General features: G+C 59.6%; 15 protein-coding genes. 3 read left to right on the top strand and 12 right to left on the bottom strand.

Annotated elements, in window-relative coordinates; translation table 11 throughout:
* Nucleotides 1-429 precede the first annotated feature (429 nt).
* The 12 genes from QZY44_RS11880 to QZY44_RS11935 all read right to left on the bottom strand — a co-directional run bounded on the left by QZY44_RS11880 (nt 430) and on the right by QZY44_RS11935 (nt 10,524).
* Nucleotides 430-1,887, bottom strand: coding sequence for a class I SAM-dependent DNA methyltransferase (locus tag QZY44_RS11880; protein ID WP_295446457.1), 1,458 nt, complete (start codon nt 1,885-1,887; stop codon nt 430-432).
* 9 nt (nt 1,888-1,896) lie between these two features.
* Complete coding sequence (locus QZY44_RS11885; protein WP_295446459.1) at nt 1,897-2,298, bottom strand: type II toxin-antitoxin system VapC family toxin; 402 nt, start codon at nt 2,296-2,298, stop codon at nt 1,897-1,899.
* A complete protein-coding gene (locus QZY44_RS11890; RefSeq protein ID WP_295446461.1) occupies nt 2,286-2,549 on the bottom strand; it encodes a hypothetical protein in 264 nt (87 codons plus the stop codon). Before QZY44_RS11890 ends, QZY44_RS11885 begins: the two co-directional genes overlap by 13 nt.
* A 36-nt stretch (nt 2,550-2,585) precedes the next feature.
* Nucleotides 2,586-5,069: an EcoAI/FtnUII family type I restriction enzme subunit R gene (gene hsdR, locus QZY44_RS11895; protein WP_295446463.1), complete on the bottom strand. Its 2,484-nt coding sequence runs from the start codon at nt 5,067-5,069 to the stop codon at nt 2,586-2,588.
* A 463-nt stretch (nt 5,070-5,532) separates the two neighbouring features.
* Complete coding sequence (locus QZY44_RS11900) at nt 5,533-5,688, bottom strand: hypothetical protein (RefSeq protein WP_295446465.1); 156 nt, start codon at nt 5,686-5,688, stop codon at nt 5,533-5,535.
* Nucleotides 5,685-5,945, bottom strand: a complete 261-nt coding sequence (locus QZY44_RS11905) for a hypothetical protein (protein WP_295446467.1) — start codon at nt 5,943-5,945, stop codon at nt 5,685-5,687. Before QZY44_RS11905 ends, QZY44_RS11900 begins: the two co-directional genes overlap by 4 nt.
* A gap of 482 nt (nt 5,946-6,427) precedes the next feature.
* Nucleotides 6,428-7,501 (bottom strand): MBL fold metallo-hydrolase, encoded by a 1,074-nt coding sequence (locus tag QZY44_RS11910; protein ID WP_295446469.1) that lies wholly within the window; start codon nt 7,499-7,501, stop codon nt 6,428-6,430.
* Complete coding sequence (locus QZY44_RS11915) at nt 7,498-8,088, bottom strand: hypothetical protein (RefSeq protein ID WP_295446471.1); 591 nt, start codon at nt 8,086-8,088, stop codon at nt 7,498-7,500. Before QZY44_RS11915 ends, QZY44_RS11910 begins: the two co-directional genes overlap by 4 nt.
* Before the next feature lie 3 nt (nt 8,089-8,091).
* Nucleotides 8,092-8,802: a hypothetical protein gene (locus QZY44_RS11920; protein ID WP_295446473.1), complete on the bottom strand. Its 711-nt coding sequence runs from the start codon at nt 8,800-8,802 to the stop codon at nt 8,092-8,094.
* A gap of 574 nt (nt 8,803-9,376) precedes the next feature.
* A complete protein-coding gene (locus tag QZY44_RS11925) occupies nt 9,377-9,820 on the bottom strand; it encodes a hypothetical protein (protein ID WP_295446475.1) in 444 nt (147 codons plus the stop codon).
* A complete protein-coding gene (locus QZY44_RS11930; RefSeq protein ID WP_295446476.1) occupies nt 9,795-10,187 on the bottom strand; it encodes a helix-turn-helix transcriptional regulator in 393 nt (130 codons plus the stop codon). The genes QZY44_RS11925 and QZY44_RS11930 overlap by 26 nt, the downstream gene beginning before the upstream one ends.
* A complete protein-coding gene (locus QZY44_RS11935) occupies nt 10,180-10,524 on the bottom strand; it encodes a type II toxin-antitoxin system RelE/ParE family toxin (protein ID WP_295446478.1) in 345 nt (114 codons plus the stop codon). Before QZY44_RS11935 ends, QZY44_RS11930 begins: the two co-directional genes overlap by 8 nt.
* Nucleotides 10,525-11,033: 509 nt before the next feature.
* Here QZY44_RS11935 and QZY44_RS11940 point away from each other — a divergent pair.
* From QZY44_RS11940 to QZY44_RS11950, 3 genes are read left to right on the top strand one after another with little or no spacing between them, the layout of a single operon-like run.
* Entirely contained in the window at nt 11,034-12,155 is a 1,122-nt protein-coding gene (locus tag QZY44_RS11940) for a site-specific integrase (RefSeq protein ID WP_295446479.1), read from the top strand.
* A gap of 60 nt (nt 12,156-12,215) precedes the next feature.
* On the top strand, nt 12,216-12,434 hold the full coding sequence (locus QZY44_RS11945; RefSeq protein ID WP_295446480.1) for a hypothetical protein: 219 nt from the start codon (nt 12,216-12,218) through the stop codon (nt 12,432-12,434).
* Nucleotides 12,431-12,781, top strand: coding sequence for a type II toxin-antitoxin system PemK/MazF family toxin (locus tag QZY44_RS11950; protein ID WP_295446481.1), 351 nt, complete (start codon nt 12,431-12,433; stop codon nt 12,779-12,781). The genes QZY44_RS11945 and QZY44_RS11950 overlap by 4 nt, the downstream gene beginning before the upstream one ends.
* Nucleotides 12,782-12,813: the final 32 nt, after the last annotated feature.

The following is a 12,813-nucleotide window of genomic DNA, read 5'->3' on the forward strand; positions in this document are numbered from 1 at the left end:
GGGGCGCTTTGGGCCGCTGGAGCGGCCAAGACTGCATTCCCACGCTGGAGCGTGGGAACGAGGCAACGGGCCTCAGGGCGCCGGGCGCCCGACACATGCGTAACACCGCCGGAGCGGTGTCATGAGGAGAGAAAAGAAAATCGTCGCGCGCCGCGACGGGCCGCGGGGGTGGCCAGAACTGCATTGCCATGCTTGAGCGATTGGGCAAGTATTCAACGCCGCGACTTGCCGTGGCCGTAGCCCGGATGGAGCGCAGCGGAATCCAGGATGCTCCGGCAAGCCAGTGATCCGGTTTCCCGCGAACTCGTCCCCGGATTCCGCTGCGCTTCATCCGGGCTACGCCAGGCACGCTCCGAATACATTTACCCTTTCCGGAGCCTGGGGCCGAGATAGATATTTCTTGGCGTGCTTGGCGGCTTGGCGTGAGGCTCATCTTAATAGCGCCTCTGCCAAGATGCCTTTCAGTTGGTCGCGCAACTCGGCGGCCCTTTGTTCGTCCTGCTCCAGCTTGGCCAGCAGTTCCTCCGGGTCGCCGTGGTCGTCGGCGACGGTGTGCGGGTTCTTGCAGTCCAGGTTGTAGCCGCGCGCCTTGATCGCGTCTATATCGACCCGCCAGGCCTGCTCGGTCTCCTGCCGGCCCTGTCGTTCGGGTCCGCCCCACCAGTCCACGCAGCCTTGGAAGTGCTCGACCCGAATGGGGCGCGTCATGGAGTAGGCCTTCTGGCCCGCGGGGATCGGGTGCTCGTAGAACCAGACGTCCCGCGTCGGCTCGCCCTTCTCGAAGAAGAGCAGGTTGGTACCGATGCTGGCGTAGGGTTTGAAGACGCTGTTGGGCAGACGCACGATGGTGTGCAGGTTGCACTCCTCCAGCAGATGTTCCTTGAGCCGGGTCTTCACCCCCTCGCCGAACAAGCTGCCGTCGGGCAACACGATGCCGGCGCGACCGCCGGGTTTGAGCAGCCGGATGAAGAGTGCCAGGAACAGGTCCGCGGTCTCTTTGGTACGGAACTGGGCCGGGAAGTTGGACTCGATGCCGTCCTCCTCTTTGCCGCCGAACGGGGAATTGGAGACGATGATGTCCACCCGGTCGCCCTGGCCATAGCTGATATAGGGCCGGGCCAGGGTGTTGTCGTGGCGCACGAAGCTCGGGTCTTCGATACCGTGCAGCAGCATGTTGGTGACGCAGAGCATGTGCGGCAGTTGCTTCTTCTCCATTGCACGCAACCCGGCCTGCAACGCCTGCTCGTCCTCGGGCCGTTTCACATAGTGCTCGCGCATGTGGCGGATTGAGCAGGTGAGGAAGCCGCCGGTGCCGCAGGCGGGGTCATAGAGAATCTCGCCCGGCTTGGGGTCGATGCGATCGACGACGAAGCCGGTGACGGCGCGGGGGGTGTAATACTCACCGGCGTTGCCGGCGCTTTGCAGGTCGTTGAGCAGTTGCTCGTAGATGTCGCCGAAATGGCGGCGGGAGGACAGGTCGTTGAAGTCCACGCCGCTGATCTTGTTGACCACCTGGCGCAGGAGCTGGCCCGACTTCATGTAGTTGTAGGCGTCCTCGAAGACGGCCCGCACGACCCGGGCGCGGTTGGCATAGGCGCCCAGCGCGGGGAGGCCCTTGAGGGCGGGAAAGAGGTCGTCGTTGATGAAGTCGAGCAGCGTATCGCCGGTCAGGCCTTCCGGGTCAGCCGCCCAGGCGCGCCATTGCAGACGATCGGGGATGGGCGAACGGTAGTCGTCGCGCATGACCTCCAGTTCCTGGTCCTGGTCGTCGATGATCTTGAGGAAGAACATCCAGCAGAGCTGGGAGAGGCGCTGGGCGTCGCCGTCGACGCCGACATCCTGGCGCATGATGTCCTGGATGGATTTTACGGTCGTTCTTGCTGACATTAATCGACCTTATTTGAGCAGGCTGCCGCCGAGTTCCGGATAGTGGACAAAAAGCCCATCGACGCTGGCGAGCATGGCGCCATATTCTAAGGCCGTAGCGATAATCATTCGATCGAAGGGGTCACGATGGGCCGGGGTGAGATGAACTGCGCGCGTCGCTATGGCGGGCGTCAAAGAAAAGAGCTCAACCCCGGCCGGCTCCAATGCATCTGAGAACCACTCAGTCATCGGACACTTCAAGCTGATCCGGCCGCGGCTCTCCGCCAGGGCAATCTCAAAGCAAGAGACGGGCGAGACGGCTACTCGCGTAGCCGTGGCGATACGTTCGATCCATGCCGCGGGATATTTCCCCGTATTGCCGTTAACATACCAAAGCCAGACATGGGTATCCAGGACAATTATTTCAGACATTCCCAATCCTCCTCATCTACCAGAGGAGAAAGGATGTCGCCAAGGATTTCAACTTTTCCGGCCAGGGATGCGGGAGGAGAACGGCGTCTCGTCTTGGTACTGTTATCAAACATAATCGTGACGATAACCCGGGCCGACTCGACATTCGGTTGCTCATCGAGCCAATTCAAGTGCCCTTTTTCATAGATGGCCTCATAGCTCTTCAGCATATCTTTCACCTCTTTGGTGTTTATCGTCAGACGGGTCAGCATTTTCCTGCGCCTGCGCCTGAGCATGATGACTGATATTCATGCCACATCCTCATAGAGCGCCGCCTGAAGCTCATGCACGGCTTGCTCGAAGCCGGCCTTGGTGCCGAATGGCTTGATGAGTTGGAACGGCGTGCCCATGGCGCTGAAGGGCGGAATCTCCAGTACGCGGACGTTGTCCAGACCGGCGACGATGCCTTCGTCCTGGTACTTGGCGAGCAGCGTCTCCAGGACGGCGCGGGCCTGGGGACCGTACTTGGCGAAGACCGTGCCCTGGTTGAGCTTGCCGGCGCGCTCGCGGCGGGTGAGCGGGGGCTGGTCGAAGGCGATGTGACAGATCAGGTCGAAGGGGTCCAGGTCCTTGCCAACCTCATCCAACAGGGGGGCGAGCAGCAGCCCTTCTTCGGCCAGTTCCGCGATGATGACCTCCTTGCGCTCGGTGGAGCGCCAGCGCCGCAGAAATTGGTCAAGACTCGCGTACTGGCCGCGGATGGCGCGCCGCGAGTAGTCGCGCAGGCTCTCGGTGACGAGTTTACCGTCTTCGTCGAGATACTCGACACGCTCGGTGAGGACCGTGACCGGTTGGCCCTTGATGTAGTACTTGGCGGGCGCTTCAGCGACTCCGGGCGGCAGGCCGATGTCCGGCGGTTGCGGGTCATCGACGATCGTCTCGTCCGGGCCTGGCTCCACCGGGATGGGCTCCTCGCCCTCGTCGACCAACGGCACATCATCCGGCGGGATCGGGGGATCGCCCTCACCGGGCTCGTAGATTTGCACCGGCTCGCCGTCGAAGTCCGGGTCGGCGAAGTGGTTGGTAGCCTTGCGGAAATCGACCAGGGTGAAGTAATACTTGTTGGTGTCCTCGTGTACCCGCGTCCCGCGCCCGACGATCTGCTTGAACTCGATCATGGAGCCGGCTTCGCGATCCAGCACGATCAGGCGACAGGTCTGAGCATCCACCCCGGTGGAGAGCAGGCGCGAGGTGGTGACGATCACCGGATATCTGGACTCCGGGTCGATGAAGTTGCCGAGCTGGGCCTGGCCGTCGGGGTCGTTGCCGGTGATGCGCATGACATACCGGTTGTTCTGCTGGGCCAGGTCGGCGTTCTCGTTGATCAGGGCCTGACGCATACGGGCGGCGTGCTCGGTGTCGACGCAGAAGACGATGGTCTTCTGGAAACGGTCGCCGCTTTGCTTCAAATAGTCCGAGACCCACTTGGCGACGCGCTTGGTACGCTCGTCGATGACCAGGACCCGGTCGAAGTCCTTCTGGTTGTAGTGGCGGTCGTCGATCCGGTGGCCGTTCAGGTCGTGCTCGTCGGGCGTCGGGCGGTACCCCTCCACATCGACGTCCAGGTGCACCTTGATGACCTTGTAGGGGGCCAGGAAGCCGTCGCGGATGCCCTGCTTGAGGGAGTAGCAGAAGAGCGGTTCACCGAAGTAGTGGATGTTGGAGACATACTCCGTCTCCTTGGGCGTGGCGGTGAGGCCGATCTGGGTGGCGCTACTGAAGTAGTCGAGGATCTCGCGCCAGGCGGAATCCTCCGCGGCACTGCCCCGATGGCACTCGTCGATGACGATGAGATCGAAGAACCCGGGCGAGAACTCGCGGAAGAGTTTCTGCCGCTCCTCGGGGCCGGTGATCGCCTGATAGAGGCCCAGATAGATCTCGTAGGCGGTGTCGATGCGCCGGGGCTCGTTGCTGCCGCAGGAGCGCTCCAGGGCCGTGGTCAGCTCGGAGGTCGTGCCATCGGCGCGTTCGATCGTCCGGGCAGAGGTGCTGAGCTTCGCCATGGCGGCCCCGAAGGGCCGGAAGTCGTTGACCATGGTCTGGTCGATCAAGACGTTGCGGTCGGCGAGGAAGAGAATGCGCTTCTTGCGCCCGGCCTTCCACAGCCGCCAGATGATCTGGAAGGCGGTGTAGGTCTTGCCGGTGCCGGTGGCCATCACCAGCAGGATGCGGTCCTGGCCCTTGACGATGGCCTCGACCGTCGCATTGACGGCGTTGCGCTGGTAGTACCGCGGCTCTTTGCCGCTGCCGTCGTCGTAGTAGGGTTGCAGGACGATGGCCTGCTGGGCGGGGGCCAGGCCCTTCCAGGTGCAGTACTGCGCCCATAGGCTGAAGGGGCTGGGGAAGGCGTCCAGGGCGAGCCGGGTCTCCAACCGGGCACTCTGGCCGGTGCGGTCGTGGAAGACGAAGGCGTCGCCGTTGGTGGCGAAGACGAAGGGCACGTCGAGCGTGAGCGCGTAGTCGAGCGCCTGCTGCATTCCGGCGGCCACGGGGTAGCTATTGTCCTTGACCTCGATCACCGCGATCGGGATGCCGCAGTAGTAGAGGATGTAGTCAGCGCGCTTGCCCTTGCCGCGGGTCACCAGCTTGCCGCGCACGATGATGCGGCCCTTGGTGAAGTAGACCTGCCGGCGAATGTGGGTGATCTCATCCCAGCCGGCCAGGAGCAGGGCCGGATTGATGAACTTGACGCTGATGTCGTCTTCGCTCAGGGTCTTCTTGTTGACGGCCATACGACTCCGACACCCTTGTGGATTTCAGTCACCAGACGGCGAAGCGCGATTCTCCCACAAATGCGAGGGCAAGACCTATCAGAGTTGAGCTCGGCCGCTCGGACTAGGGGTGGAAGGCCCAAGCGCTGTCGGCCCAATGGCCGGCCTGACGGACTGACTGACGCCGTCCTCTACCGGTAGGCCAGGCCCCGCCCGCTTCCGCGGCCTTGGTCTGCGAATGGGTTGGAGGACCTTGAGGGCGCCCGCAAGGGCCTGGTCGAGCCGGGCCAGGACGACGAGCGCACCTTATGGTCGGGGCTGTCGCTGTCCGGCTTGGCAGGGGCCTATGGCGATGATGAACCGGACTATGGCCCGGCCGATGTGAGGCCAGCGGTTCACTCTGAAAATTCGATGGTCAGATTTTTGAGATCGAGAACGGCTCCAGCACGAAGCAATGCATCCAACCCTAATATCCCATTCATTCTTAAACCATAATACCAAGAGGGGCGACAGAATCAATGGACAGCAGCGTGGTGGCCGAACCGGTATCGACCAAGATATCATCGATCTCAAGTCTGACGCCGCGATAAACCAAGGTCACCGGCACAAACAGCAAAGCTTCGCGGAGTACCAACTTCATGCGCCTGTCCTGATACCAATCCAGCGCCGCTCCTCGATCCGTAAATCTTGGCGACTAGTGTGTACGAACACAAACTCCCGGGCGGGATAGGACCGATGAAGACGCCGGTAGGCGGCAAAGGCGGCGGCGCCATCGGGACATTTTTCAACCACGGTCATGTCATCGGCGACGAATACGTCTCCCTCCTCATGGAATTGAATCGCCTCGACGACCAGCCAGTCATTTGGATGCTCGGCTTGCACCTCTGTCCACTTCATTTCTAGCTCCGGGCGCTACAGAAAAGTGTCGATCTTTTTGGTCTCATTCTGCGGATGTCCGTGCACGGAAGTTAGGGAGATGATTTTTCCAGCGAAGTCGGGGGTTCCACCTTAAGCGACGAGCGACGAGGGGTCACGAGCGACGAGGGGTCAGGTCTTGCAATCCAACAGCGATGAGACAATGGAGGATGTATGATTGGAAGACCTGACCCTGCCCGCTTAAGGACCCGGCGCGGTTCGCCAGTGCTGACCACCCCCCGGTTATGGCACTGGCGCAGGACGGCAGCGCGGACTTGGCCCCGGAGTTCCTCACGGACCTGCTGCACGAGCGAGCCGTGAACGCCACGAATTGTAATGCGGCGCATCGGGAACACCCAGCAAGCCAGCACAAGGGTCTGTGGCATGTGTTTGCTCTGGATGACGGCCAGAGAAATCGTGTTTCCAGGTTCCGTCGCATGCCAGGCAAGATTTGCTTGAGCGAATCAGAGTCGCTGTGCATTAGCAAAGCACTCGACATTCCAATGCGCCCCTCCAAATGGCTTGCGTAGCCGTATAGTACCGAAGCCGGGGTTAATTTGGCTGAGATTCTTACAGCGGTCTGCAAGTCGCTTCACCTGAGTGCTATTCATTTTCGGCTTGCGAGTTACACCGGAACTAATATATCCGTGGGGTGTGCAGTTCCGAATTCTCGCTTTGTCATCATCCGTCGGAAGTTTATGTCGCCCGAGGTTAAAAGGAGTAAGGGCAGCAATTGGCAAAGGCTGCAAAAGCGTCGTCCAGATCCTCTCCATATCTCCGGTATAGGAGCCATGATGAGAAACCTTGTATGCAGTGGCCTGTTTTCGATTACTACACCATTTATCAGCAACCACTGCCGACCACCCTAAAGCATCGTGCTCCTCAAGATCTGAGCCGAGTAAAATCGCATCATCGCCAAGATCAATATGAGTGGCTATTGCTTCGATATTTGGATCAAGTTCCGGCGCATGGCTAATCGGAGTTCCACCACTTTTCCGCGGCAAATAATGCGCCATATGCGCAATAAATTGACTATGGGCGGCTTGTACGGGTGACAACGCGGTCGCCCTAATCGTTCTGCCCAACATCGGCACCTCAAGAATAATTGAGCGCTGATGCACATAAAAAACATTTTCACGCTGCTGAATGACTTGGTAAAGCTCGGTAGTGCCGCGAGCCTGTCCCGGAGCAACGCTGCCGCTATAGGCGGCCAGAAACGACGTAGCTTCTTTGTCGTTAAAAACGGATGAAATAATAAAATCCGCTAGCGGGTATCGCGCTGCGAGTTGGGAAATACCTCGAACATGATCATCGTGCCAATGCGAAGCTACGATGGCGCGAACGTGATGCGGGGATACACCCAGAGCCTCAAGGTAAGCGGCAGACGCTGGCGCGCATGAATGGTCAGCATCAATACAAGAATCAACCAGCATCCAGTTATTTTCACCAACGTGGATGGCGACTGCCTCCCCAAAGCCTGGGCCGAAGAGCGTGACCTCTACCTCGTTGACGGCAGGCCCCTTCCCATAGTCCGTCATTCGGCGAGTGGTCGTCCCTTCATTTTCGAAAGCATCAACTGAGCCTCGCACTCAATTTGCCGAACTTGCTGTCTGCTCCAAGAAGGCAGCCGACGGAACCGCAATTCTTGCGCGTTTTCGATGCTTCCGCTTTTTGTCTTCCTATAAAGAGTTAGATAAAATATTGCTCCTGGAACAACAAGTTCCCGATCCTGCTCATGCACCCACTGCAATTCAATTTCACCGGTATGGGCTGGCAAGCTACCGATCTTTGCATTTAGCAAAACGTCCATGACCCCCTCATGGAGACGCACACGGATGACCCTTCCTTCCCATAATTGAATTACAGTAGAATCCAAGGAGGCGGTAAGTTGCTTTGCGGCAATTACCGAAGGAGCGGAGATGGGTTTATCCGGTACGTCAGTTCTTGCTAGCAGCGCGTGTGGCGTCTGCTTTTCCGTGAGGTAAAGATCGAAATCAGTGGTCGTTACTTGACCACGCGCCGCATCGAAGCGCCGAAAAGACTTGCCCCGGCGGTGGAGCGGTATGGGGGCAGTCCCCCTGTTCGCCTCATTCGTAGTCAGAGGAAACTGCGTTAGAGTGTTCACTTACTACTCCTCTGGACTCGCAAGCGCTTTGGATATCACTCCATCAAAGACACGTAAAGCATCCTTCCATGATGACTCCCAGTCTAGGGTAACGATCTCTACAGCGCGCTCTGCGGATGTCTGATTATTGCTTTCATTAGCACTAACTTCATGGTGGTCGTTATATGACATAAGCACGCCAAACTTGATGCGCTCAGATGGCTGAACGGTTATGGCCTTCGCGTCGCCTGTCTGAGGCAGCTTTCCACGTTTCGTCTGCCGAATCAGAATTGTTAAATTACTAAGTCCAGCAGAACTGTTCTCGTCCGGGTAGAGTTCATTCCAAATGGTCTTGGGGGCCAGCACATCGCCGACGCGGTGATAGTCATTCTCGGTTTGAAGCCGGTAGTGCCCTACGTAATTTAATCCAATGGCGGTTATGGGCGTATGGGGCAATAGCGTCAATGTACCTGCCGCCAGATCAGTGAAAGCTGGAGACAGGGCGCCCTTACTTTGAAGTACAAACTGATTCTCCAGAACCTGTATCGTAAACCAATCCGTTTCAAACACCGATATCTGGTGAGAAACCATCATTGATGGCGCCTGACGAGCCGCAGACGAATCCTCAGCGCCTAAAAGCCCGTTATTCTCCAGCCAGTCGGGGGAGAATATTGCTGGGTTGAAGGCGCCGCGGGCGACGATCGTCGAACCAAAGATTTCAGGTGTGAGTGCCACTTCCTGTCCAAAACACGGCGTAAAGGGATTATCTTAATGTTAAGCCCGATTATTACCAGAAATGACTCAACCAAAACGGCAAATTTTAGAGGAAATTCGGCGCAGCTTATGCTCGAAAAAAGCGTGGGGCAATGTTACCCCCGAAGAGTGAACAATCAAGGCGCATGACAGATAATTCAAGGCTAGGAGCCTCCCGGACTCGCGGAGGCCCTTCACACGCTAAATTTGAGACGTTCGATCTGCGCGCGGAAGCCCCAAATTTCCCTTAGGACCACCAGAATCGATCACCGATTGACCCGATCAGCGGGATCGCCCCGAAAGTCCGACAGGCTGCTAGCATTGTTACCCGGTACCAAGGGATTAACCATCATAGTTTGTGTTACCTAAAGTGCATGTATTAAAAGGCTTAAAAGATTGCGCCACGGGTCCGTGGCGCACTCACGGCGCAGTTGAGAAAAAAAGGGGGTCAAAACCGGGCCGGGTTGCCAGTCTTGGGGCGGGTATCTCGGATGTCTCGGGTATCGCTGGGATCGCGGAACCCGGTCGGGGCTGTCGCTTGGGTGGAGTCTAAGGGTCAGCAGTCAGGCGAATCTTCCGAAGCCGGAATCTGGTTAAGGGCAGCGGTTTGCTGGTAAGTCATCGGCCCGAACAAAAAAGGACCCCATGGCCCGCGGGCCGTGATGCTAGCAAGGTGTTCGCGGATCGCCCCTACCAGCATGTTAAACCCGGTTGTTTGCGCCATTGGGAGCGCTGCCTCGCAGGGCAGATCAGGGGCGGCAACCAAGATAGCAAAGGCATTGATCGAAAAGAAGTAAGGTGGGTTTTCGCTTTTGGATTCGTCAAGCGTGACAGTCAATTCCAGGGCGAAAGCGTCCTCCCTGCCTTCGATCGGCGAGCACGACAGCGATGGCACGATCAGACTGCCGTCGCGCGGGCCGGTCGGGGCGTGGCCGGGGTTTGCCCTGACCACAGTTTCCGTGAAGAAATAGCGGTCAAGCCGCAACGGGAAGGTACCCATGCGCCCCCTTAGTGGCATGGCTCGCCCAAACCGACGCGGCAGCGGCAATTGGCTCCGGCTCGTTCCGCACGATACCTAACCACTGCACGCGCGCGTATCGCGGCGTAAGGTGTAAATGGAGCGTCCCGTCTACCGCGGCGGCAAGTTCGACCATGCTCTTGATTGTCAGGTTGCTGTCGCCGCGCAGAATTTTGGTGACATAGGCTTGACTGGTCCCTAGCCTGTGCGCAAGGTCGGTCTTGGATATGCCTTGCTGTTTCATGCGCTGCTCAACGCACACGGCAAACCCGATCTTAGCGTCTTCGGTCAGATAGTCGGTATCGTCGGCGAGATCACGATACCACTTAAGGGCGGCCATCTCACTCATTGTCCTTCTCCATAACGTTGATTTGTCCGACCTTCTTTGCGGTCAGATAGCGGTTTTTCGCAGCGACCGCCGCGGTTACCTCGGCGGGTTTCACCTTCTGGGACTTCTTGACGGTGCCGTGTGTCAGAACCGTCAGGTGTTCTTCGTTGTCCATGAAGCAGAACACACGCAAGGCGCCCTTGCGAAATTCCCAAATGCTCTCTTCGCGGTTTGCCAGGTGGAACTGGTCTTCCGTCAAGCCTTGGCGCCCATGTTCTGCGTACCGCCGGAACAGCGCTTTGAAGCCCTTTGCGCTAGCCGCCATGTTGGCTGGCTGCTCCTGCAAGAACGTCAGCACACAGTCATCGCCCAAGACGCAGGCGACAATCCGTCGATTTACATGCTCCAAGATCCTTAGGCGCAAAATCTTAACTCATAAGTTAAGTACAGGCGAAGAAAGTTTCAAGGGCCGGCGTCTTCCGTCTCTCCCGCCCCCCACACATGACGCGCGAGGATCAAGAGTCGCACCTGATCGGCCCTGGCGGTCTGTCAAGCTGGGCGCGCCTTGTGGTGGAGTGTTGCCCTTGAGTGCGCCCCAAGTGCGCCACGAACGGGCAACTTGTGAAAAATTGGTGGGCCGTCAAGGATTTGAATTTTGGACCAAGGGATTATGAGTCCGATGCCCCCTCAACCACTGCGCAGCTTACGGGGATATTTATCGGCCAAAGTACCAACTGAGGTACCACCACACTGTAAAAATACGCTATGCTTAGGCCATGCGCAACCACGCGAACGGGGGCGCAAGTGAAACCCCGAAGGGAGGCAACCCAACGGGGCTTCGGTCACCACCGGCTGAGGCAACAGCACATGGCAACGATCACGAAGTTACAGCGTCCCGACGGGACTGTCTACAAGGCCCGGATTCGCCGCCACGGCGCCGAGGGCGAAACCTCCCGGACCTTCAAGACCCGCAACGCCGCCGAACGGTGGGCGCGCAAGGTCGAGTCGGGCATCGAGCAAGACGACGCCGGCTTGGTCAGTGTGGCCCAGAAGCACACCCTCACCGAGGCGATTGACCGCTACCGCCGGGAAATCCTACCCGAGCACAACGCGAGCACGATCCCGAACTACACACGGCATCTGGCTTACTGGGACAACGCGCTTGGCCAACTGCGCCTGTCCGACCTGACCGCCGCCAAGATCGCGGCTTGCCGTGACGACCTGGCAACGGTGCCGATGCAGGGCAAGACGCCTGAGTCGGCCCCCACCTGCCGGACCCCCGCCACCGTGCGCAGATACCTCGCCACCCTCGCCGCGGTCCTCTCCGCGTGTCAGAAGCAATGGCACTGGCTGGCTGATACCCCCATGCGGCAAGTCAGCAAGCCGAGCGTCAGCAACGCCCGTTCGCGGTTCTTGAGCGAGGATGAATTGCACCGGCTGTTGACCGCCTGCAAGGAGTCGCGCAGTCCCGACCTGCTGTTGGCGGTCCTGCTGGCGGTGACGACTGGCGCCCGGCAAGGCGAAATCCTTGGGCTGCGCTGGAAGGATGTAGACCTGACCGCGGGTGTCCTGCATCTCCGGGTAGACAACGAGACCAGCACCAAGGGCGGGATTCGTAGCCTGCCGATCGTCTCCCAGGTCCGCCCCCTGCTGGCCGACCGACTGACCGCTTACCGCCAAGGCAAGGTCGCCGACCTGACGGGTTCAGGTCTGGTGTTCCCCAGTCGGGTGAGCCTCAACCACCCGGTACAACTGCGCAAGCCGTTCGAGAACGCCTTGGTGCGGGCCGGGATCGAGGGCTTTGTGTGGCACGACCTGCGGCACTCAGCCGCCTCCTTCATGGCCGCGAACGGCGCGAGCCTGCTGGAGATCGGCGCGGTACTCGGGCACAAGTGCGCGCAGACCACCAGCCGCTATGCCCACCTGACCGAGCAGGCGAGCCATGCCCTTGTTCGCGGCACGGCCGACAAACTCTTGGGAAGCCGGTAGCGCCGCGCCCAAGTCCCGCCCGCGTTCCGCATCACCCAACCCCCACCCCGAGATCAAGACATGCCCAGCGTCACACTCAAGGCCCACTTCGATGGGCGGTCGATCCTTCTGGATGAGCCCTACCAAATTCCGTCCAATGCCCGCTTGCTGGTCACTCTGGTGGAGCCGACGCAAGACGACGAGCGCACCTTGTGGTCGAGGTTGTCGCTGTCCGGCTTGGCGGGGGCCTATGGCGATGATGAACCGGACTATGGCCCGGCCGATGTGAGGCACCAATGAATGAGGGTGACGTGGTGTTGGCCCCGCTGCCGCAAGCCGACGGACGCCTGAAGAACCGCCCGGCCGTTGCCCTGCGCCGTCTGCCGGGCTTCGGGGACTGGCTGCTGTGTGGCGTCAGTACCCAGCTTCGGCAGGAGATCGCCGGGTTCGATGACCCGATCCGCCCGGGGCATGTGGACTTCAACGCCAGCGGACTCAAGGCGCCCTCGCTGATCCGTCTCGGGTTCCTGGCGGTAGCACCAGAGGCCAAGCTGCTGGGGAGCATCGGCGCCTTGGACCCTGAACGGCATCGGCGGTTGCTGAATCGGCTGTGTGACTATTTGGCGAACCGGCCGGTTGGGGCCTGATTCCGTGTCGATCCTGCACATCACCGGCAAAT

This window comes from uncultured Thiodictyon sp., assembly GCA_903837595.1.
GTDB lineage: Bacteria > Pseudomonadota > Gammaproteobacteria > Chromatiales > Chromatiaceae > Thiodictyon.

Excerpts from the sequence above, each read along its gene's own strand:
- QZY44_RS11880 (WP_295446457.1), bottom strand. The coding sequence starts at position 1,887 with ATGTCAGCAAGAACGACCGTAAAATCCATCCAGGACATCATGCGCCAG.
- QZY44_RS11885 (WP_295446459.1), bottom strand. The coding sequence starts at position 2,298 with ATGTCTGAAATAATTGTCCTGGATACCCATGTCTGGCTTTGGTATGTT.
- QZY44_RS11890 (WP_295446461.1), bottom strand. The coding sequence starts at position 2,549 with ATGCTGACCCGTCTGACGATAAACACCAAAGAGGTGAAAGATATGCTG.
- hsdR (WP_295446463.1), bottom strand. The coding sequence starts at position 5,069 with ATGGCCGTCAACAAGAAGACCCTGAGCGAAGACGACATCAGCGTCAAG.
- QZY44_RS11900 (WP_295446465.1), bottom strand. The coding sequence starts at position 5,688 with ATGAAGTTGGTACTCCGCGAAGCTTTGCTGTTTGTGCCGGTGACCTTG.
- QZY44_RS11905 (WP_295446467.1), bottom strand. The coding sequence starts at position 5,945 with ATGAAGTGGACAGAGGTGCAAGCCGAGCATCCAAATGACTGGCTGGTC.
- QZY44_RS11910 (WP_295446469.1), bottom strand. The coding sequence starts at position 7,501 with ATGACGGACTATGGGAAGGGGCCTGCCGTCAACGAGGTAGAGGTCACG.
- QZY44_RS11925 (WP_295446475.1), bottom strand. The coding sequence starts at position 9,820 with ATGGGTACCTTCCCGTTGCGGCTTGACCGCTATTTCTTCACGGAAACT.
- QZY44_RS11930 (WP_295446476.1), bottom strand. The coding sequence starts at position 10,187 with ATGAGTGAGATGGCCGCCCTTAAGTGGTATCGTGATCTCGCCGACGAT.
- QZY44_RS11940 (WP_295446479.1), top strand. The coding sequence starts at position 11,034 with ATGGCAACGATCACGAAGTTACAGCGTCCCGACGGGACTGTCTACAAG.
- QZY44_RS11945 (WP_295446480.1), top strand. The coding sequence starts at position 12,216 with ATGCCCAGCGTCACACTCAAGGCCCACTTCGATGGGCGGTCGATCCTT.
- QZY44_RS11950 (WP_295446481.1), top strand. The coding sequence starts at position 12,431 with ATGAATGAGGGTGACGTGGTGTTGGCCCCGCTGCCGCAAGCCGACGGA.